This window comes from Pseudomonas mangiferae (assembly GCF_007109405.1).
GTDB classification, from domain to species: Bacteria; Pseudomonadota; Gammaproteobacteria; order Pseudomonadales; family Pseudomonadaceae; genus Pseudomonas_T; species Pseudomonas_T mangiferae.
On record NZ_VJOY01000013.1, the window covers coordinates 33,726 to 52,848 of the forward strand.

Here is a 19,123-nt window from a genome sequence, read left to right on the forward strand (position 1 = left end):
AGGTTCCCATGCCGCGCCCCGCCACCGTTCGAAAACCCCGTCCGAGCAGCCAGGCGCGGATCGCCGCCATCCTCGACGCGGCGCGACAGCTGCTCGCCCGGCACGGCATGGCCGGCCTGTCGATCTACGCCATGGCGGAACTGGCCGGGATGCCGCCCTCCTCCGTCTACCACTTCTTCGCCAATGTCGGCGCGGTGCTGCAGGCCCTTACCGCCGACGTCCACGCCGCCTTTCGCGCCTGCCTGGAAGCACCGGTGGAACACGACGCCCTGGGCGACTGGCGCGACCTCTCACGGCTGGTGGAGGAACGCATGCTCGGGGTGTACGCCGCCGACAGCGCCGCCCGCCAGCTGATCCTCGCCCAGCACGGCCTGGCCGAGGTCACCCAGGCGGACCGCCTGCACGACTTGGAGCTGGGCCGGCTGATGCGCGACCTGTTCGAACGGCATTTCCCGCTGCCGCCGCTGCCCGAGGACCTGGACGTGTTCGCCCTGGCCATGGAGCTGGGGGACCGGGTCTACGCCCGCTCCGTGCAGCAGTACGGCGACATCGTCCCGCGCTTCGCCGAGGAAGGCCGACGGGTGTTCGACGCCTACCTGGCCCTGTACCTGCCGCCGTTCCTGCCGAAGCGACCGCGCCCGCTGGATTGATCTTGCCCAGGTCGCATATACGGATATTTATCCGCAAATAAATCGAAACCCGCCATTCAATAGAAAAATTGCGCTGTCCTGGCGGATTTATATCGACTATAAATCCGGACCACACGGTCCTACGCGGGTGGCGGGCGGCCGGGTTTCGACAGGCGGTACCGCCTTCGGCCTCCTGCCCGTGAGCGCCACGCCCGTTCGCGGGTCGGATCACTATCGGTTTCCTACACGAGGTATGCCCCATGTCCCGTATCGTCTCCGTCGCCGCGACCCAGATGGCCTGTTCCTGGGACCGCGAGGCGAACATCGCCACCGCCGAGAAGCTGGTCCGCCAGGCGGCCGCCCAGGGCGCGCAGATCATCCTGATCCAGGAACTGTTCGAAACCCCGTACTTCTGCCAGAAGCCCAACCCCGAGTACCTGCAGCTGGCGACCCCGGTCGACGAGAACCCGGCGATCCGCCACTTCCAGGCCCTGGCCAAGGAACTGCAGGTGGTGCTGCCCATCAGCTTCTTCGAACTGGCTGGCCGCGCCCGTTTCAACAGCATCGCCATCATCGACGCCGATGGCCGCAACCTGGGCATCTACCGCAAGAGCCACATCCCGGACGGCCCGGGCTACCACGAGAAGTACTACTTCAACCCTGGCGACACCGGCTTCAAGGTGTGGAACACCCGCTACGCCAAGATCGGCGTGGGCATCTGCTGGGACCAGTGGTTCCCCGAGTGCGCCCGCGCCATGGCCCTGATGGGGGCGGAGATCCTTTTCTACCCCACCGCCATCGGCAGCGAGCCCCACGATGCCTCCATCACCTCCCGCGACCACTGGCAGCGGGTGCAGCAGGGCCATGCCGGCGCCAACCTGATGCCCCTGGTGGCCAGCAACCGCATCGGCAAGGAAGAGCAGGACGGCTACGACATCACCTTCTATGGCTCCTCCTTCATCGCCGACTCGTTCGGCGCCAAGGTGGAAGAATTGGACGAGACCGAGGAAGGCGTGCTGGTGCACAGCTTCGACCTGGACCGCCTGGAGCACGTGCGCAGCGCGTGGGGCTCGTTCCGCGACCGCCGGCCGAACCTCTATGCGCCGCTGAAGACCCTCGACGGCCAGCTTGAATCCTGACCCGCAGCCCCTCCTCGCGCCGGCCCCCGTGGCCGGCGCCTCCTTCCCGACTCACTGAAGGCGAGCGCCGATGAAACCCCTCGACAGCACTCCCCGGGCCGACGGCTTCCGCATGCCGGCGGAATGGGAACCCCACGTCCAGACCTGGATGGTCTGGCCGGAGCGCCCGGACAACTGGCGCCTCGGCGGCAAGCCCGCCCAGGCCGCGTTCACCGCGGTGGCCCGGGCCATCGCACGCTTCGAACCGGTCACCGTCGGCGTGTCCGCCGGCCAGTACGCGAACGCCAGTGCCCGCCTGGACGACCCCAACATCCGCGTGGTGGAGATCAGCAACGACGACGCCTGGGTGCGGGACACCGGGCCGACCTTCGTCATCGACGAGCGGGGCGAGGTGCGCGGCGTCGACTGGACCTTCAACGCCTGGGGCGGCCTGCTCGGCGGCCTGTACTTCCCCTGGCAGCGCGACGACCAGGTGGCCGGCAAGATCCTCGGCCTGGAGCGCTGTGCCCGCTACCGCACCGAGGGCTTCGTGCTGGAAGGCGGCTCGATCCACGTGGACGGCGAAGGCACCCTGATCACCACCGAGGAGTGCCTGCTCAACCGCAACCGCAACCCGCACCTGGCGCGCGCCGACATCGAGGCGGTGCTGCGCGACCACCTGGCGGTGGACACGGTGATCTGGCTGCCGGACGGTCTCTACAACGACGAGACCGACGGCCACGTCGACAACTTCTGCTGCTTCGTACGACCCGGGGAAGTGCTGCTGGCCTGGACCGACGACCCGCAGGACCCCAACCATGCCCGCTGCCAGGCGGCGCTGAAGGTGCTGGAGCAGGCCCGGGATGCCCGCGGCCGCGCGCTCACCGTGCACAAGATGCCGATCCCCGGGCCGCTGCACGCCAGCGAAGCCGAATGCGCCGGGGTCGATGCCGCGGTCGGCAGCCAGGCCCGGGAAGCCGCCGTGCGCCTGGCCGGCTCCTACGTCAACTTCCTCATCGTCAACGGTGGGGTGATCGCCCCGTCCTTCGACGATCCCCAGGACGAGGCGGCCCGCACCCTGCTGCAGCGGCTGTTCCCCGACCGCGAGGTGGTGATGGTGCCGGGCCGGGAAATCCTCCTGGGCGGCGGCAACATCCACTGCATCACCCAGCAGCAGCCGGCGCCTCGCCGCCGCTGACGCAGCGGCCCCCGCCCCGTGGCGGGGGCCGTGACCGCTGCGTCACCGTCGCCAGGCGACGACCGGTCACCTCCCGGCCCCTCGCAAAACTTGTACAAATTTTTCGCCGCGTATAGATTTTAATCATCCGCCGTCGCCTGGATCGCACCGCCGCGCCCGGTGACCTTCGCCCGCCGATCACCTCCGTCCCCTCCCCGCCGTCGAGGTCGTCATGTTCAACGCCCGCCTGAAGCACGAACTGGCCGCCTGCCAGGCCCGCCTGGCCGACCTGCTGGCCGAACGCGACGCCCTGGGCCGCTCCACGGCGATCCTCGAATACGCCCCCGACGGCACGCTGCTGGACGCCAACCCCCTGGCCCTGCAGCTGCTGGGCTACGCCCCGGGCGAGGTGCGCGGCCAGCACCATCGGCTGTTCTGCGACGCGGGCGACGCCGCCAGTGCCGACTACCGGCGCTTCTGGGACGCCCTGAAGGCCGGCGAATCCCGCCGCGGTACCTTCCGCCGCCAGGCCAAGGGCGGCCGCACGCTATGGCTGGAGGCTTGCTACGAGCCCGTGCGCGATGCCCAGGGCCGCGTGACCAAGGTGCTGGAGCAGGCCCGCGACGTCACCGCCTCGGTCAGCGAAACCCAGGAACGGCAAGGCATCCTCAAGGCACTGAACCGCTCCATGGCGGTGATCGAATTCAACCTGGCCGGCGAGGTGCAGTGGGCCAACGAGAACTTCCTGCAGACCCTGGGCTACCGCAGCCTGGACGAGATCCGCGGCAAGCATCACCGGATGTTCTGCGAGCGCAGCGAGAGCGAATCGGCGGCCTATCAGCAGTTCTGGCAGCGCCTGACCCGCGGCGAGTTCATCTCCGACCGCTTCAAGCGCCTCAGCCGCGATGGCTGCACCGTCTGGCTGCGGGCCACCTACAACCCGGTGTTCGACGACCAGGGCCGGCTGTACAAGATCGTCAAGTTCGCCACCGACACCACCGAGCAGGTCAACCGCCACCTGGCCGAGGCCCAGGCGGCGCAGATCGCCTACACCACGTCGCTGCAGACCGACGCCATCGCCCATCGCGGCGCGGACGTGGTGCAGCAGGCGGTGACCGCCATGCGCAAGGTGGCGGACGAGGTGCAGCAGGCGTCCAGCGGCATCGAGGCCCTGAGCCAGCAGTCGCAGATGATCAGCAGCCTGGTGGGCACCATCAGCGGGATCGCCGAGCAGACCAATCTGCTGGCCCTCAACGCCGCCATCGAGGCGGCCCGCGCCGGCGAACAGGGCCGCGGCTTCGCCGTGGTGGCGGACGAAGTGCGCCAGCTGGCCGGGCGTACCAGCCAGGCCACGGTGGAAATCGTCGACGTGGTGCGCAAGAACCACGCCCTTGCGGAGACCGCGGTGACCCGCATGGCCGCCAGCCGCACCCAGGCGGAACAGGGCGTCGACCTGGCCAACCAGGCCGGCGCGGTGATCGTCGAGATCCAGGACGGCGCCCGCCACGTGGTGGACGCCATCAGCCAGTTCGCTTCGACCCTGGAACAGGACGACTGACCCGCCGACGACCGGCGCATCAGCGACCCGCGCAGCGGCGCCGGACGAGCCGGCGCCTCGTCGACCTCAGAGCTTGGCGATGGACACCTCGGTGGACTTCACGAAAGCGATCACCTCCGAGCCCACCACCAGTTCCAGCTCCTTCACCGAGCGGGTAGTGATCACCGAGGTGACGATACCGGCGGCGGTCTGCACGTCGATTTCCGAGAGCACGTCGCCCTCGACGATTTCCTTGATGGTGCCCTTGAACTGGTTGCGGACGTTGATGGCTTTGATGGTCATGACACTCTCCTGGGGTAAGGGGCGGTCGCTCCTGCGAGCCGCCCGGGGCGAATCGTTTAGGGGTAGGCGCCGCTAGAGCGCCCAGCGCAGCTGCGTCGGCAGCGGCGAAACGGGGTCGGGCTGGGGCGGGCCGGACGGCAGTGCCAGGACCCGGTCGAGTACCTCGGCCTCCAGCGCCGCGAGGGCCGCGGAGCCATGCCGGCGCGGGCGCGGCAGGTCGATGGCGAGGTCGAGACCGATCTCGCCCTCCTCGATCAGGATCACCCGGTCGGCCACCGCCACCGCCTCGTGCACATCGTGGGTCACCAGCAGCACGGTGAAGCGCTGCTGCTGCCAGAGGGTCTCGATCAACTGCTGCATCTCGATGCGGGTCAGCGCATCGAGGGCGCCCAGGGGCTCGTCCAGCAGCAGCAGGCGCGGCTCGTGGATCAGCGCGCGGGCCAGGGCGACCCGCTGCTTCTGCCCGCCGGACAGCGCTGCCGGCCACTCGTGGGCGCGGTCCGCCAGGCCAACGGCCCGCAGCGCGTCTTCGGCGCGGGGCCGCCAGTCGCCGCTCAGGCCGAGACCGACGTTGTCGATCACCCGCTTCCACGGCAGCAGTCGCGCATCCTGGAACATCAGCCGGGTGTCGCCGCGGGCGGCGGCCAGGTCGGCGTCGCCCGCCAGCAGGCGCCCGCCGCTGGGGGCATCGAGGCCCGCCAGCAGGCGCAGCAAGGTGCTCTTGCCGCAGCCGCTGCGGCCCACCACGGCGACGTACTGGCCGGCCGGCACCTGCAGGTCGATACCCCGCAGCACCGGTCGCTCGCCGAAGGATTTCGACAAGCCCCGGGCTTCCAGGGGCAGGCCGCGGCCGAGCCGCGACGGGTGTTCGAGGGCGGTCATGCGCCACCTGCCTTGGCCCGGTAGGCCGGGTGCCAGCGCAGCCAGACGCGTTCCAGGCCGCGGGCGGCGAGGTCCGCCAGCTTGCCCAGCACCGCGTACAGCAGGATCGCCAGGACCACCACGTCGGTCTGCAGGAATTCCCGGGCATTCATCGCCAGGTAGCCGATACCGGCGCTGGCGGAAATGGTCTCGGCGACGATCAGCGTCAGCCACATGAAGCCCAGGCCGAAGCGCACCCCCACCAGGATCGACGGCAGCGCCCCCGGCAGGATCACCTGGCGGAACAGGGCGAAGCCGGACAGGCCGTAACTGCGGGCCATCTCCACCAGGGCCGGGTCGACGTTGCGGATGCCGTGGTAGGTGTTGAGGTACAGCGGGAACAGCGTGCCCAGGGCCACCAGGAAGATCTTCGCGCTCTCGTCGATGCCGAACCAGAGGATCACCAGGGGGATCAGCGCCAGGTGCGGCACGTTGCGGATCATCTGCACCGAGCTATCCAGCAGGCTCTCGCCCCAGCGGGACAGGCCGGTGATGAAGCCCAGCAGCAGACCGAGGCCGCCGCCGATGACGAAGCCGACCGCGGCGCGCCAGCCGCTGATGGCCAGGTGCGACCAGATCTCGCCGCTGCGCACCAGGGCCACACCGGCCTCGAACACCGCGCTGGGCGCCGGCAGGATGCGGCTGGACAACCAGCCGCTCTGCACCGCCAGCTGCCAGGCCAGCAGCAGGGTCACCGGCAGCGCCAAGGGCGCCAGGTGATGGGCCCAGCGCGCCAGGGGCCGGTCGGGGGATACGGAAACGCTCATCGCACCCTCCTCACGGCGTGGCCGCCGCCCGGGCGACGTCGGCCGGCGGCGTCCAGACCACGTCGCGGATGCTCAGGCGCTTGGGAATCAGCTTGAGCTCGGCGAAGGTGTCGGCGATGCGTTGCTGGGCTTCCACCACCGGCGGCTCGACGAAGCGGGCGCCGAAGCCCTGGCGCTTCACCGAGACCAGGGTGATCGCCGGCGGCAGGCCCAGCAGCGGCGCCACCTGGGCGGTCACCGCGTCCGGGTCGGCCTTGGCTTCCTCGCCGGCGGTGCGGATTTCCTCCACCAGGGCACCCAGCACCTGCGGGTGCCGCTCGGCGTAGCCACGGGCGGCCAGGTAGAACTGGTTGTTGTCCACCAGCCCGCTGCCGTCGCGCAGGGTGCGTGCCTGCAACTGCGCCTCCGCGGCGGCCTGGAACGGGTCCCAGATCACCCAGGCGTCGACACCGCCGCGCTCGAAGGCGGCACGGGCGTCGGCCGGGGCCAGGTACACCGGCTGGATATCGCTGTAGTGCAGGCCGGCCTCCTCCAGGGCGCGCACCAGCAGGTAATGCACGTTGGAGCCCTTGTTCAGGGCGACCTTCTTGCCCTTGAGGTCCGCCACCCGCTGCAGCGGCGAATCCTTCTGCACCAGGATCGCCTCGCCGGCCGGGGCCGGCGGTTCATGGGCGACGTAGAGCAGGTCGGCGCCGGCGGCCTGGGCGAACACCGGCGGCGTCTCGCCGGTGACGCCGAAATCGATGGAGCCCACGTTCAGCCCTTCCAGCAGCTGGGGGCCGCCGGGGAATTCGGTCCACTTCACCTCGATGCCCTGGGGCGCGAGGCGTTTCTCCAGGGTGCCCTTGGCCTTGAGCAGGACCAGGGTGCCGTATTTCTGATAACCGATCCGCAGGGTCTCGGCCTGTGCCTGTCCGACGGCGCCATACGCCCAGGTCGCGACGAACAGGGCGACCAGACTCCGGCGCAAAGTATTCCGGCGCATGAAGGCGCTCCTTTGCTGAGGGGGGATTGGAAGCCACCTGCTCGCCCGTTGACGGGCCAGTGAGGCGGGGCCGGCGGACCGGCAGTCGAGCGGGCCGCGACACGCGCGGCCTCGATCGGGAAGCGGGGTTCAGCGGTTGGGTTGCGGGGTCAGCCGCAGGTAGGGCCGGACCGCCTTGTAGCCGCGGGGGAAGCGCTGGCGGATTTCCGCCTCGTCCTGCAGCGACGGCACGATCACCACGTCGTCGCCGTCCTGCCAGTTGGCCGGAGTGGCCACCTTGTGGCTGTCGGTCAGCTGCAGGGAATCGATCACCCGCAGGATCTCGTTGAAGTTCCGGCCGGTGCTGGCCGGGTAGGTGATGATCAGCCGGACCTTCTTGTTCGGGTCGATGATGAACAGCGAGCGCACGGTCAGGGTGTCGTTGGCGTTGGGGTGGATCAGGTCGTAGAGGTCGGAGACCGCGCGGTCGGCGTCCGCGATGATGGGGAAATTCACCACCGTATGCTGGGTCTCGTTGATGTCGTCGATCCACTTCAGGTGGGAATCCACCGGGTCCACCGACAGGGCGATGGCCTTGACGCCACGGGCGGCGAATTCATCCTTCAGCTTGGCGGTGAGACCCAGCTCGGTGGTGCACACCGGCGTGAAGTCGGCCGGGTGGGAGAACAGCACGCCCCAGCTGTTGCCCAGCCACTCGTGGAAGCGGATGCGGCCTTCGCTGGAATCCTGTTCGAAGTCGGGGGCGATGTCGCCGAGGCGGATGCTCATGGAAGTGCTCCTGGAAGGTTCGAATGTGAGAGCACTATGCGGGGTCGCGATTCGAATTAAAAAGAATAAATAAAAATTTATTTATAACTTTTTGATCGTAAACCCGTTTTGCCTTACTACCTCGCTCACGCGTGCCCGACAAGAGGCAGCACGTCAGCCGAACGCAGCCGGCAGCGGTACGCCAGAACGAAAAACGGGCGCCTCCCCGCCAGGGCGAGGGGCGCCCGTCATCCCCGGGGCGGCAGGCCGCTCCGGGGGCCAGGCCGGTGTCAGAGCAGCGGCAGGGTGTAGCTGACGATCAGGCGGTTCTCGTCCTGGTCGCGCTGGCTGGCCAGCTCGCTGCGCAGCGAGGCGTTGCGCCAGGACAGGCCGAGGCCCTTGAAGGAGCCTTCCGGTACCACATAGGTCACCGCGAAGTCACGCTCCCACTCGGAGGCATCGCCGCTGGCGCTGTCGATATCGTCGCCGTGCAGGTACACCAGGGCGGTGGTCAGGCCGGGCACGCCCACCGACGCGAAGTCGTAGGCGTACTGGGCCAGCCAGGTGCGCTCGCCGGCGCGCTGGAACTTGCCGATCTGCCGATCGGTGATCAGGTAGGCGGTGGAGCCGTCGCCCTGGTTGAGGAACGGGAAGTCGCTGTTGCCATCGACCCGCTGGTAGCCGCCGCTCAGGGCGTGGCCGCCCAGGGTGTAGGTGACCATGGCGCTCCAGGTGCGGTTGTCCACCTCGCCGCGGTCGGCGTCGCCGGTGTTCCAGTAGCCGGCGCTGCGGTAGCCCTCGGCGCGGCCGGCGGCGTTGCCGTTCTTGCCGTCGGAATCGCTGAGGAAATAGCGCAGGTCGGTCTTCAGGGCGCCCACCGGCAGGGCCAGGTTGTGGGTCAGGCCGAGGAAGTGCTGTTTGTAGAAGTCGTCCAGGCTGCCGTAGTAGTACTGCGCCAGCAGGTCCTTGCTGATCTTGTAATCGCCACCGGCGAAGTAGAACTCGTTGCTGCGACGGCCGCTGGCACCGCCGGCGCCGGAAATGGCCAGGGCCTCGTCGTCGGTGGAGTTACGCCCCTTGGCGTGCTCCAGCTTGCCGCCGGTGAGGGTCAGGTTGTCGATCTCGTTGGAGGTGATCTGCGCCCCCTCGAAGGTCTGGGGCAGCAGGCGGCCATCGTTGTAGGTCACCACCGGCAGCTTCGGCTGCAGGGTGCCCAGGCGTGCCTCGGTCTTGGAGAACTTGACCTTGCCGGTCAGGCCCAGGCTGGCGAAGTCGTCCACCGCCTCGCCGTTGCTGTCGGTGGGGAACACCAGGCCGCCGCGGTTGGCGCTGGTGGGGTTGTAGTGGGTGCCCTTGCCGGAATCCAGGCGCAGGCCCAGCAGGCCGATGGCGTCGACGCCGAAGCCGACGGTGCCCTGGGTGAACCCGGAAGTGTAGTTGAAGATGAACCCCTGGCCCCACTCCTCCTGCTTGGAGGGGTCGGCCGCACCGCTGCGGTTGTCCTGGTTGATGTAGAAGTTGCGCAGGGTCACGCCCGCCTTGCTGTCCTCGATGAAGCCGGCGGCGAACGCCGACTGTGCGAGGAAGCCTGCTCCGGTGGCGACCGCCATGGCCAGAAGGGATCTTTTCATTGTGTGCATCTCGTTCAAGAGGTGGATAAGCGTTTCACCGCGTGGAAAACGGGCAGCCACGCGGGAACTGCGCGGTAAACCGCGCCTGGCCGGTTGCGCAGGAAGCGCAACGCCACGGACGAAGGCGACGGAAGTGGATCAGAGACGCCCGGGCGTCCCGTTCGGATACAGGACGGGACGAACGAACCGAATGCAGGGCAGGACGTGCAGAGAAGTCATCGGTGATACCCCAGGCGATCTTGTTATGGCGCCGGGACGACGAATGCGCCCCGGTCGAGCCGGCAAAGGCAGGGAGCGTGCCAAGCCCGATCTTCGCCCGGAAGGCCGCGCCGGCACCCGGGCGCGACGTCCCGGAATGCCGCGAAGGGTAGTGAACCTGGCGCCGATCCGCCATAAACCTTTCGTCCATGAGCGGATTTCCGCCGAGGGCCACGGATACGGCCCGGTCCTTGTTCCCTGGGTAGCCCACCACCGATGCTCCGATGAAAGTCGAATCCGTTCCGCAAGCGTAGCCTGCGGCGATGGGCGCGACTGTAGTGGGCGCTCCTAATAATTAAAAAGAATTTTTTATCCCTTGCTCATTCCCCAGACATATAAGCGGCTCATTGAAAAAACCTCAGACAGGCCGGGCGTTGCGCACCGACAACTGGGTATTGAGGGTCCAGAAATCGTAGAGCACCCCAACGCCCAGCAGGCCGAAGGTCATCAGGTACAGCAAGCCGGTGATCCACTTGCCTTGGTACATGCGGTGCACCCCGAAGGCGCCGAGGAACGTGAGGAGTATCCACGCCACGTTGTAGTCCAGCGGGCCGGCGTGGAAGCGCAGGTCCGCCTCGCGATCCATAGACGGGATCAGCACCAGGTCGATGATCCAGCCGATGAACAGCAGGCCGAAGGTGCAGAACCAGATGGTGCCGGTGACCGGCCTGCCGTAATAGAAGCGGTGAGCACCGAGAAAACCGAAGATCCACAGCAGGTAGCCGATGACCTTGCTGTGGGTGTCCTGATTCGCCTGCACCGGGATCGGCTGCATGAGGAAGGCTCCTGGGGGAATGGAACCGTTTCGACCCGTCCCGGCCGTCAGGGTGCCGGAAGAAACCGCCGAACGGCCCCGGCTCCACCTTGCGGCCCCCGCCATCCCACCTCGATACTGTATGGAAATACAGCCAGCGAAGCCGACCATGCAGTTGATCGACAAGCTCACCGTTCTCGCCGACGCCGCCAAGTACGATGTGTCCTGCGCCAGCAGCGGCGCGCCCAAGCGCAGTTCCAAGGGCAAGGCGGGGCTGGGCGCCACCGACGGCATGGGCATCTGCCACAGCTTCACGCCGGACGGGCGCTGCGTGGCGCTGCTGAAGATCCTGCTGACCAACTTCTGCCTCTATGACTGCCAGTACTGCGTCAATCGCCGCTCCAGCGATGTGCCGCGGGCGCGCTTCACGCCGGAGGAGGTGGTCCGCCTGACCCTGGACTTCTACCGGCGCAACTGCATCAGCGGCCTGTTCCTCAGCTCCGGCATCATCCGCTCGGCGGACTACACCATGGAGCAGCTGGTGGAGGTGGCCCGGCTGCTGCGGGAAGAGCACGAGTTCCGCGGCTACATCCATCTCAAGACCATTCCCGACGCCGCCCCGGAACTGATCGCCGCGGCCGGGCGCTATGCCGACCGGCTCTCGGTGAACATCGAGCTGCCCAGCGAAAGCAGCCTGGTGCGCCTGGCACCGGAGAAGAACGTCGGCACCATCAAGCAGGCCATGGGCGCCATCCGCCTCGGCGAGGAAGAAGCCCAGGCCGAGCGGCGCGCCCCGAGCTTCGCCCCCGCCGGGCAGAGCACCCAGATGATCGTCGGCGCCGACGCTACCGATGATCGCACCATCCTGCACACGGCGCAGACCCTGTACGGCGCCTACCGGCTGAAGCGGGTCTACTACTCGGCCTTCAGCCCGATCCCCCAGAGCCCCGCCAGCGTGCCGTTCGAGGCGCCGCCGCTGCTGCGGGAGCACCGCCTGTACCAGGCCGACTTCCTCCTGCGCGGCTACGGCTTCAGCGCCAACGAACTGCTGGGGGAACCCGGCAACCTGTCCCTGGACATCGACCCCAAGCTGGCCTGGGCTCTGGCCAACCGAGCGCAGTTCCCGGTGGACCTCAACCGCGCCGAGCCACGGCTGATCGCCCGGGTCCCGGGCATCGGCGTGCTCACCGCCAAGCGCCTGGTGGAACTGCGCCGGCAGCGGCGCATCCGCTATGCCGACCTGATCCGCCTGCGCTGCTCCATGGACAAGCTCAAGCCCTTCATCGTCGCCCACGACTACCGGCCGGCCGCCGCCGGGGCGGACTCCACCGCGCTGCGCCGGGCGCTGCGGGAAACGCCGGCGCAAATGGCCCTGTGGTGATGCAGCCGGTCCGTTTTTCCGGGCAGTTCGCCGACTGGCGCCGCGTCAGTCGGCGTCTGCTGGCCAGCGGCGCGGCGCCCGCCTCCCTCACCTGGCAGGTGGACGGCGACGGCGAGGACCTGTTCGCGGATGCTCCCATGGCGGCCGACGAGGCCGCGGCCAATACCCCGGTGCGGGTGCCCCGGGACCTGCCGGCCCTGCTGGAGCAGGCGGCGCGGTTCCGCGCCGAGGACCGCTGGGCGCTGCTCTACCGGATTCTCTGGCGTGTCTGCGGCGGCGACCGCACGGCGATGCTGGCGGGCGACCCGGACGGCGGCGAACTGCACCGGCGGATCAAGGCGGTGCGCCGCGAGGCCCATCACCTGCATGCCTTCCTGCGCTTTCGCGAGCGGGATGCGGCCCTGGGCGCGCCCCAGTTCGTCGCCTGGCACGACACGGCCCACGACGTCCTGGACCTGGGCGCCGAGCACTTCGCCAAGCGCATGGGGCGGCACACTTGGCTGGTGGCGACACCGGAAGGCGTGGCCCGCTTCGACGGCCAGCGCCTGCACTACCAGCGCCCCTGCCCGGCGGACATCCGCGCCTTCGCCGAAGGCCTGCGGGACGACGGCGAGGCGCTCTGGCAGGCGTACTACACCAGCACCTTTAACCCGGCGCGGCTCAACCCCAAGGTCATGCTCAACCACATGCCGGCGCGCTTCTGGAAGCACCTGCCGGAAGGGCCGTTGATCCCCGACCTGATGAGCCGCGCCCGGGCCGGCCAGCAACGGCTGGCCCAGACCGCCGCAGTGGGCGAGCAACCGGGCCGCCAGGTGCTGATCGCCCGGGAGCGGGCCCAGCCCCAGCGGCAGCTGCCCTCCTCCCTGGACACCTGCCGCAACTGCGACATCTGGCGCGACGCGACCCAGGCGGTGCCCGGCCAGGGTCCGGCACAGGCGAGCATCATGCTGGTGGGCGAGCAGCCCGGCGACCATGAGGACCTGGCGGGCCGGCCCTTCATCGGCCCCGCCGGCGAGGTGCTGGCCCGCGCCCTCGCCGCCGCCGGCCTGAGCCGCGACGCACTGTACCTGACCAATGCCGTGAAGCACTTCAAGTGGGAGCCCCGGGGCGGCCCCACGGGGCGCTCGGCGACCCGCAAGCACGCCACGCCCAAGCCGGCGGAGATCCGCGCCTGCCACGGCTGGCTGGACAAGGAAGTGCGGGAGGTGAACCCACGGGTGATCGTCGCCCTGGGTCGCACGGCCCTGGCGTCCCTGCTGGAGGTGCACGACCCGCAGCGCCTGCGCCTGGCCGACTTCACCGGGCGCCCGTTCCGGCACCTGGGTCGCTGGATCCTGGTGGGCCCGCACCCGGCCGCCATCCTCCGCGCCCAGGATGGCGGTGCGGCGTTGTATGACACCCTGGTCCAGGCCCTGGCGGAGGCCGCCCGGCTCCAGCAGGAAACCGAAGACTCAGCCGCCGCGCTCGACGGGTGAGACGAGGAATGCGGCGTCGGCACGACCCCGCTGGCACCCCTGATTCGAATACCCTTCTCCGCGCGCCCACAGGTCAAACGTTCCCGCTGCAAAGGTGCTCGCCGGCTACGCTGGAGAGGCCGGTGAGCCTGTCGGCTGCCTGTAGTCAGACGTGTTGCCTTCAGCCTCGACCGGAGGAGGAGCCACCCACCGGCATGCCCATCGGGGACACGCGCATGATTCTGCGCGAGCTGGCAGGCTTGGCGGAAGGCAGAGGCTGACCGGTGAGGCCAGGAAGGAAGAAGGAAAGAAAGCAGGGCGGCGCCGGCGCGCCACCCCGGGTCGGTCAGCGGAAACGCCGGCCGGGATCGTCTTCGCTGATTTCCAGGCTCAGCCCCTGGGCGACGTTGCTCAGGTGGTCGCCATCGGTCTCCGAGCCCAGCTTGATCAGCAGGCGCAGGTCGTTGGCGGAGTCGGCGTGGGCCAGGGCGTCCTCGTAGGTGATCTCGCCCTGCACGTAGAGGTTGTACAGCGCCTGGTCGAAGGTCTGCATGCCCTGCTCGGTGGAGCGCTTCATCAGCGGCTTGAGCTCGTGCACCTCGCCCTTGCGGATCAGGTCGGCGGCCAGCGGGGTGTTCAGCAGCACCTCGATCACCGCGCGGCGGCCTTTGCCATCCGGCGTCGGCACCAGCTGCTGGGCGACGATGGCGCGCAGGTTCAGGGACAGGTCCATCCACACCTGCTGCTGCCGGTCGGCCGGGAAGAAGTGGATGATCCGGTCCAGGGCCTGGTTGGCGTTGTTGGCGTGGAGGGTCGCCAGGCACAGGTGGCCGGTCTCGGCGAAGGCCACGGCGTAGTCCATGGTTTCCCGGGTCCGCACCTCGCCGATCATGATCACGTCCGGCGCCTGGCGCAGGGTGTTCTTCAGCGCCACCTCGAAGGATTCGGTGTCGATGCCCACCTCGCGCTGGGTGACGATGCAGCTCTGGTGCTGGTGGATGTACTCGATCGGGTCCTCGATGGAGATGATGTGGCCGCTGGTATTGCGGTTGCGGTAGCCGATCATCGCCGCCAGGGAGGTGGACTTGCCGGTGCCGGTGGCGCCGACGAAGATCACCAGGCCACGCTTGGTCAGCGCCAGCTTCTTGAGGATTTCCGGCAGCTTGAGGTCGTCGAGGGTCGGGATGTTGGTCTCGATCCGGCGCAGCACCATGCCCACCAGGTTGCGCTGGTAGAAGGCGCTGACCCGGAAGCGGCCGATGCCCCGGGCGCTGATGGCGAAGTTGCACTCGTGGTTCTCGGCGAAGTCACGGCGCTGTTGCTCGTTCATCACCCCCAGCACGGTCTCGCGGGTCTGCTCCGGCGACATGGCCGTCTTGGTCACCGGCATGATCTTGCCGTTGACCTTCATCGAGGGCGGGACCCCCGCGGTGATGAAGAGGTCGGAGCCGCCTTTTTCCACCATCAGGCGCAGCAGTTTTTCGAATTCCATTTGGTTCACCTAACCACGCCGACCTCGGCCGCCACGGGCGGGATGCCGGCGCGGGCGTGCAGACGCCACCGGCCCGGACGGACGTCCCTCGCGGGCGTCGTCCTCGATTGCTTAGAAGTTTTCCGGGTTCTTGGACTTTTCCCGGGCGTTCTCGCGGCTGATCAGCCCCTTGGCCACCAGGTTCTTCAGGCAGGCGTCGAGGGTCTGCATGCCGAGGCCGCCGCCGGTCTGGATCGCCGAGTACATCTGCGCCACCTTGTCCTCGCGGATCAGGTTTCGGATCGCCGGGGTGCCGATCATGATCTCGTGGGCCGCCACCCGGCCGCCGCCGATCTTCTTGATCAGGGTCTGGGAGATCACCGACTGCAGGGACTCGGAGAGCATCGAGCGGACCATGGATTTCTCCTCCGCCGGGAACACGTCCACCACCCGGTCGATGGTCTTGGCCGCCGAGGTGGTGTGCAGGGTGCCGAACACCAGGTGGCCGGTCTCCGCGGCGGTCAGCGCCAGGCGGATGGTCTCCAGGTCGCGCATCTCACCCACCAGGATGATGTCCGGGTCTTCCCGCAGCGCCGAGCGCAGCGCCTCGTTGAAGCCGAGGGTGTCGCGGTGCACCTCGCGCTGGTTGATCAGGCACTTCTTCGACTCGTGGACGAACTCGATGGGGTCTTCCACTGTGAGGATGTGGTGGTACTTGGTGGCGTTCAGGTAGTCCAGCATCGCCGCCAGGGTGGTGGACTTGCCGGAACCGGTGGGGCCGGTGACCAGCACAAGGCCGCGGGGCACGTCGGAGATCTTCTTGAAGATGTCGCCCATGCCCAGGTCTTCCATGCTCAGGACCTTGGACGGAATGGTCCGGAACACCGCGCCGGCGCCGCGGTTCTGGTTGAACGCGTTGACCCGGAAGCGCGCCACGCCCGGCACCTCGAAGGAGAAGTCGGTCTCGAGGAACTCCTCGTAGTCCTTGCGCTGCTTGTCGTTCATGATGTCGTAGATCAGCGCGTGGACCTGCTTGTGGTCCATGGCCGGGAGGTTGATCCGGCGCACGTCGCCATCCACCCGGATCATCGGAGGCAGACCGGCGGAAAGGTGCAGGTCCGAAGCGCCCTGCTTGGCGCTGAACGCCAGCAGCTCGGTAATATCCATGGGGGCTCCCCAATTCCAGCAAGCGATGGTCGGCCGTCGAGGGTCGGCAGGGGCGGCCGACGCGCATGGCCGGCCTCGCTCGCAACGCTTTTGAACGGCCTGTTAGAATGCCGCGGACCCAAGACGGCCGGGCTATAGAGCGCAGGTAATGTCCACGATAGCAGAGAATATTGCAAAGGTTCGCGCGCGTATCCGTGAGGCGGCGCAAGCCTTCGGACGAGAAAGTGCGGAGATCGGCCTGCTGGCGGTCAGCAAGACCAAACCGGCGCCGGCGATCCGCGAAGCGTTCGCCGCCGGCATCGCCGATTTCGGTGAGAATTATCTGCAGGAAGCCCTGGCCAAGCAGGACCTGTTGCAGGACCTGCCGCTGCACTGGCATTTCATCGGTCCGATCCAGTCCAACAAGACCCGCGCCCTCGCCGAGCGCTTCGACTGGGTGCATGCCGTGGACCGCCTGAAGATCGCCGAACGCCTCTCCGCCCAACGCCCCGACCACCTGCCGCCGCTCCAGGTGTGCCTGCAGGTGAACGTCAGCGGCGAGGCCAGCAAGTCCGGCTGCGCCCCCGAGGAACTGCCAGCCCTGGCCGCCGCCGTGGCGCGCCTGCCCCGCGTGCGCCTGCGCGGCCTGATGGCGATTCCCGAACCCACCGACGACCCTGCCGAGCAACGCGCCGCCTTTGCCCGCCTGCGCCAACTGCGGGACGACCTGGGCATGGACCTGGACACCCTGTCCATGGGCATGAGCCACGACCTGGAGGCCGCCATCGCCGAGGGCGCCACCTGGGTGCGCATCGGCACCGCGCTGTTCGGCGCCCGCGACTATGGCACCCTCCCCGACACGACTCCGCACAGTTAGATAAAGGAAGCTTTCCATGAGCACATCCCGCATCGCCTTCATCGGCGCCGGCAACATGGCCGCCAGCCTGATCGGCGGCCTGCGCGCCCAGGGCCTGGCGGCCGACCGCATCCATGCCAGCGACCCCGGCGCGGACCAGCGGGCAAAGCTCGCCGCCGAGCACGGCATCGCCCTGTACGCCGACAACGCCGACGCGGTGGCGGGCGCCGACATCGTGGTGCTGGCGGTCAAGCCCCAGGTGATGCGCAGCGTCTGCGAACAGCTCGGCCCGCACCTGCCGGCCCATGTGCTGGTGGTGTCCATCGCCGCCGGCATCACCTGCGCCAGCCTCGCCGCCTGGCTGGGCGGCGAGGCACCACGACCCATCGTGCGCTGCATGCCGAATACCCCGGCGCTGCTGCGCCAGGGCGTCAGCGGGCTGTACGCCAACCCGGCGGTCTCCGCCGCCCAGCGCCAGCAAGCGGAAGAACTGCTGAGCGCGGTGGGCGTGGCGCTGTGGCTGGACGAGGAACACCAGCTGGACGCGGTGACCGCCGTCTCCGGCAGCGGCCCTGCCTACTTCTTCCTGCTCATCGAGGCCATGACCGCCGCCGGCGCGCAGCTGGGCCTGCCCCGCGAAGTAGCCGAACGGCTGACCCTGCAGACCGCCCTGGGCGCCGCCCGCATGGCCCTGGACGGGGACACCGATGCCGCCGAACTGCGCCGCCGCGTCACCTCGCCCAACGGCACCACCGAGGCGGCGATCAAGACATTCCAGGCCGGTGGCTTCGAAGCCCTGGTCCAACACGCCCTGGAGGCGGCCGCGCGCCGCTCCGCGGAACTGGCCGGGCAACTGGGCAACTGAGCGATTAGACGAACCACGGAGCGACCATGATCGGACTGAACACCGCCCTCATCTACGTGCTGCAGACCCTCGGCAGCCTCTACCTGCTGATCGTGCTGCTGCGCTTCATCCTGCAACTGGTGCGTGCGGACTTCTACAACCCCCTGAGCCAGTTCGTGCTGAAGGCCACCCAACCGTTGCTGCGGTCGCTGCGGCGGATCGTGCCCGGCTTCGGCGGCCTCGACCTGGCCTCGCTACTGCTGGCCATCCTGGTGCAGATGCTGCTGATGCTGGTGACCCTGGCGCTGATGGGCTACGGCGTCGCCGGCTTCCTGCCCAACGTGCTGGTCTGGTCGCTGATCGGCGTGACCTCGCTGTTCCTCAAGGTGTTCTTCTTCGCCCTGATCGTCAGCGTGATCCTCTCCTGGGTGGCACCCGGCAGCTACAACCCCGGCGCGCAGCTGATCAACCAGATCTGCGAACCGCTGCTGAGCCCGTTCCGGCGCATCCTGCCGAACCTGGGCGGCCTGGACCTCTCGCCGATCTTCGCCTTCATCGCGCTGAACCTGCTGGACATGCTGGTGATCGGCAACCTGGCGGCGATGACCCAGATGCCGAAGATCCTCAGCCCGTTCATGTGAGGCACGGCGGGCCATGGCCTTCTTCCGCTGGGACGGCGAGGACCTGATCCTCGACTGCCACCTGCAGCCCCGCGCCAGCGGCGACGCCTTCGCCGGGCTGCACGGCGAGCGGCTGAAGATCCGCCTCACCGCGCCGCCGGTGGACGGCAAGGCCAACGCCCACCTGCTGGCGTTCCTCGCCGACGCCTTCGGCGTGGCCAAGAGCCAGGTCAGCCTGGAAAGCGGCGAGCTGAACCGGCAGAAGCGGGTTCGGGTGCGCCAGCCGAAGCGCCTGCCTGACCTGCCGGGGCTGGCCCGCCAGGGCTGAGCCGGGCCGGCCGCCGGCGAATACGCCACCCGTGGGTGGCGACCCGACCGCCGCGCCGGAATACCTGCGGCACACGAACGCCCGGGGCTGCCCGCCTGGGGCTACCCGCCTGGGGCCGCCCGCCTGGGGCCGCCCGCCTGGAACGACCCATCCGGAGTTGCCCGCCCGCACCCATCCACCCAAAACGGCCCGCCCG

18 protein-coding genes and 2 pseudogenes are annotated in these 19,123 nt (G+C 68.7%); 11 read left to right on the plus strand and 9 right to left on the minus strand.

Annotation, left to right across the window (positions count from 1 at the left end; genetic code table 11):
- Positions 1-8 precede the first annotated feature (8 nt).
- The 5 genes and pseudogenes from FM069_RS16785 to FM069_RS22380 form a co-directional block, all read left to right on the plus strand.
- The gene (locus FM069_RS16785; RefSeq protein WP_143489526.1) at positions 9-650 is read left to right on the plus strand and encodes a TetR/AcrR family transcriptional regulator; all 642 of its coding nucleotides are present in this window, start codon (positions 9-11) and stop codon (positions 648-650) included.
- Positions 651-889: 239 nt separating this feature from the next.
- Complete coding sequence (aguB, locus tag FM069_RS16790) at positions 890-1,768, plus strand: N-carbamoylputrescine amidase (protein WP_143489527.1); 879 nt, start codon at positions 890-892, stop codon at positions 1,766-1,768.
- A 70-nt stretch (positions 1,769-1,838) separates the two neighbouring features.
- Positions 1,839-2,945 (plus strand): agmatine deiminase, encoded by a 1,107-nt coding sequence (aguA, locus tag FM069_RS16795; protein WP_143489528.1) that lies wholly within the window; start codon positions 1,839-1,841, stop codon positions 2,943-2,945.
- A gap of 211 nt (positions 2,946-3,156) precedes the next feature.
- Positions 3,157-3,924, plus strand: a pseudogene (locus FM069_RS22375) (PAS domain-containing protein); the annotation flags it as partial.
- A gap of 144 nt (positions 3,925-4,068) precedes the next feature.
- Positions 4,069-4,482 (plus strand): annotated as a pseudogene (locus FM069_RS22380) (methyl-accepting chemotaxis protein); the annotation flags it as partial.
- 66 nt (positions 4,483-4,548) lie between these two features.
- Here the strand turns inward: FM069_RS22380 and FM069_RS16805 are convergent.
- The 7 genes from FM069_RS16805 to FM069_RS16835 all read right to left on the minus strand — a co-directional run bounded on the left by FM069_RS16805 (position 4,549) and on the right by FM069_RS16835 (position 10,848).
- Positions 4,549-4,764 (minus strand): TOBE domain-containing protein, encoded by a 216-nt coding sequence (locus tag FM069_RS16805; protein WP_143489530.1) that lies wholly within the window; start codon positions 4,762-4,764, stop codon positions 4,549-4,551.
- Positions 4,765-4,836: 72 nt separating this feature from the next.
- Positions 4,837-5,646, minus strand: a complete 810-nt coding sequence (gene ssuB, locus FM069_RS16810) for an aliphatic sulfonates ABC transporter ATP-binding protein (protein ID WP_143489531.1) — start codon at positions 5,644-5,646, stop codon at positions 4,837-4,839.
- The gene (gene ssuC, locus FM069_RS16815) at positions 5,643-6,452 is read right to left on the minus strand and encodes an aliphatic sulfonate ABC transporter permease SsuC (RefSeq protein WP_178106792.1); all 810 of its coding nucleotides are present in this window, start codon (positions 6,450-6,452) and stop codon (positions 5,643-5,645) included. The genes ssuB and ssuC overlap by 4 nt, the downstream gene beginning before the upstream one ends.
- Positions 6,453-6,462: 10 nt before the next feature.
- Positions 6,463-7,437 carry a sulfonate ABC transporter substrate-binding protein gene (locus FM069_RS16820; protein ID WP_143489532.1) on the minus strand — a complete coding sequence of 325 codons (975 nt, stop codon included), beginning with the start codon at positions 7,435-7,437 and terminating at the stop codon, positions 6,463-6,465.
- Positions 7,438-7,566: 129 nt separating this feature from the next.
- Positions 7,567-8,205, minus strand: a complete 639-nt coding sequence (locus tag FM069_RS16825; protein ID WP_143489533.1) for a peroxiredoxin — start codon at positions 8,203-8,205, stop codon at positions 7,567-7,569.
- Positions 8,206-8,474: 269 nt separating this feature from the next.
- Positions 8,475-9,815 carry an OprD family porin gene (locus FM069_RS16830; protein ID WP_143489534.1) on the minus strand — a complete coding sequence of 447 codons (1,341 nt, stop codon included), beginning with the start codon at positions 9,813-9,815 and terminating at the stop codon, positions 8,475-8,477.
- A 616-nt stretch (positions 9,816-10,431) separates the two neighbouring features.
- Positions 10,432-10,848, minus strand: a complete 417-nt coding sequence (locus FM069_RS16835; protein WP_143489535.1) for an NINE protein — start codon at positions 10,846-10,848, stop codon at positions 10,432-10,434.
- 148 nt (positions 10,849-10,996) lie between these two features.
- Between FM069_RS16835 and FM069_RS16840 the strand changes: the two genes are divergently transcribed.
- Together FM069_RS16840 and FM069_RS16845 are read left to right on the plus strand one after the other, a co-directional pair.
- Entirely contained in the window at positions 10,997-12,208 is a 1,212-nt protein-coding gene (locus FM069_RS16840) for a putative DNA modification/repair radical SAM protein (protein WP_143489536.1), read from the plus strand.
- Positions 12,208-13,683 carry a UdgX family uracil-DNA binding protein gene (locus FM069_RS16845; RefSeq protein WP_143489537.1) on the plus strand — a complete coding sequence of 492 codons (1,476 nt, stop codon included), beginning with the start codon at positions 12,208-12,210 and terminating at the stop codon, positions 13,681-13,683. Before FM069_RS16840 ends, FM069_RS16845 begins: the two co-directional genes overlap by 1 nt.
- A 325-nt stretch (positions 13,684-14,008) precedes the next feature.
- Here FM069_RS16845 and FM069_RS16850 read toward each other — a convergent pair whose 3' ends face one another.
- Both FM069_RS16850 and pilT read right to left on the minus strand, forming a co-directional pair.
- Positions 14,009-15,154, minus strand: coding sequence for a PilT/PilU family type 4a pilus ATPase (locus tag FM069_RS16850; RefSeq protein ID WP_143489538.1), 1,146 nt, complete (start codon positions 15,152-15,154; stop codon positions 14,009-14,011).
- Between the two features lie 111 nt (positions 15,155-15,265).
- Positions 15,266-16,300 carry a type IV pilus twitching motility protein PilT gene (gene pilT / locus FM069_RS16855; RefSeq protein ID WP_143489539.1) on the minus strand — a complete coding sequence of 345 codons (1,035 nt, stop codon included), beginning with the start codon at positions 16,298-16,300 and terminating at the stop codon, positions 15,266-15,268.
- A 148-nt stretch (positions 16,301-16,448) separates the two neighbouring features.
- On the opposite strand from pilT, the gene FM069_RS16860 reads away from it, so the two are divergent.
- The 4 genes from FM069_RS16860 to FM069_RS16875 are packed head-to-tail and all read left to right on the plus strand — an operon-like array spanning position 16,449 to position 18,927.
- Positions 16,449-17,156 (plus strand): YggS family pyridoxal phosphate-dependent enzyme, encoded by a 708-nt coding sequence (locus FM069_RS16860; protein WP_143489540.1) that lies wholly within the window; start codon positions 16,449-16,451, stop codon positions 17,154-17,156.
- A gap of 16 nt (positions 17,157-17,172) precedes the next feature.
- Positions 17,173-18,000 (plus strand): pyrroline-5-carboxylate reductase, encoded by an 828-nt coding sequence (gene proC / locus FM069_RS16865; RefSeq protein WP_143489541.1) that lies wholly within the window; start codon positions 17,173-17,175, stop codon positions 17,998-18,000.
- Positions 18,001-18,026: 26 nt separating this feature from the next.
- Positions 18,027-18,620 (plus strand): YggT family protein, encoded by a 594-nt coding sequence (locus FM069_RS16870; protein ID WP_143489542.1) that lies wholly within the window; start codon positions 18,027-18,029, stop codon positions 18,618-18,620.
- A 13-nt stretch (positions 18,621-18,633) separates the two neighbouring features.
- Positions 18,634-18,927, plus strand: a complete 294-nt coding sequence (locus tag FM069_RS16875; RefSeq protein ID WP_143489543.1) for a DUF167 domain-containing protein — start codon at positions 18,634-18,636, stop codon at positions 18,925-18,927.
- The last annotated feature ends 196 nt before the right edge of the window (positions 18,928-19,123 follow it).

What these genes read in the sequence shown, in the direction of transcription:
- FM069_RS16785 (WP_143489526.1), top strand. Translation starts at nt 9, where the DNA reads ATGCCGCGCCCCGCCACCGTTCGAAAACCCCGTCCGAGCAGCCAGGCG.
- aguB (WP_143489527.1), top strand. Translation starts at nt 890, where the DNA reads ATGTCCCGTATCGTCTCCGTCGCCGCGACCCAGATGGCCTGTTCCTGG.
- aguA (WP_143489528.1), top strand. Translation starts at nt 1,839, where the DNA reads ATGAAACCCCTCGACAGCACTCCCCGGGCCGACGGCTTCCGCATGCCG.
- FM069_RS16805 (WP_143489530.1), bottom strand. Translation starts at nt 4,764, where the DNA reads ATGACCATCAAAGCCATCAACGTCCGCAACCAGTTCAAGGGCACCATC.
- ssuB (WP_143489531.1), bottom strand. Translation starts at nt 5,646, where the DNA reads ATGACCGCCCTCGAACACCCGTCGCGGCTCGGCCGCGGCCTGCCCCTG.
- ssuC (WP_178106792.1), bottom strand. Translation starts at nt 6,452, where the DNA reads ATGAGCGTTTCCGTATCCCCCGACCGGCCCCTGGCGCGCTGGGCCCAT.
- FM069_RS16820 (WP_143489532.1), bottom strand. Translation starts at nt 7,437, where the DNA reads ATGCGCCGGAATACTTTGCGCCGGAGTCTGGTCGCCCTGTTCGTCGCG.
- FM069_RS16825 (WP_143489533.1), bottom strand. Translation starts at nt 8,205, where the DNA reads ATGAGCATCCGCCTCGGCGACATCGCCCCCGACTTCGAACAGGATTCC.
- FM069_RS16830 (WP_143489534.1), bottom strand. Translation starts at nt 9,815, where the DNA reads ATGAAAAGATCCCTTCTGGCCATGGCGGTCGCCACCGGAGCAGGCTTC.
- FM069_RS16835 (WP_143489535.1), bottom strand. Translation starts at nt 10,848, where the DNA reads ATGCAGCCGATCCCGGTGCAGGCGAATCAGGACACCCACAGCAAGGTC.
- FM069_RS16840 (WP_143489536.1), top strand. Translation starts at nt 10,997, where the DNA reads ATGCAGTTGATCGACAAGCTCACCGTTCTCGCCGACGCCGCCAAGTAC.
- FM069_RS16845 (WP_143489537.1), top strand. Translation starts at nt 12,208, where the DNA reads ATGCAGCCGGTCCGTTTTTCCGGGCAGTTCGCCGACTGGCGCCGCGTC.
- FM069_RS16850 (WP_143489538.1), bottom strand. Translation starts at nt 15,154, where the DNA reads ATGGAATTCGAAAAACTGCTGCGCCTGATGGTGGAAAAAGGCGGCTCC.
- pilT (WP_143489539.1), bottom strand. Translation starts at nt 16,300, where the DNA reads ATGGATATTACCGAGCTGCTGGCGTTCAGCGCCAAGCAGGGCGCTTCG.
- FM069_RS16860 (WP_143489540.1), top strand. Translation starts at nt 16,449, where the DNA reads ATGTCCACGATAGCAGAGAATATTGCAAAGGTTCGCGCGCGTATCCGT.
- proC (WP_143489541.1), top strand. Translation starts at nt 17,173, where the DNA reads ATGAGCACATCCCGCATCGCCTTCATCGGCGCCGGCAACATGGCCGCC.
- FM069_RS16870 (WP_143489542.1), top strand. Translation starts at nt 18,027, where the DNA reads ATGATCGGACTGAACACCGCCCTCATCTACGTGCTGCAGACCCTCGGC.
- FM069_RS16875 (WP_143489543.1), top strand. Translation starts at nt 18,634, where the DNA reads ATGGCCTTCTTCCGCTGGGACGGCGAGGACCTGATCCTCGACTGCCAC.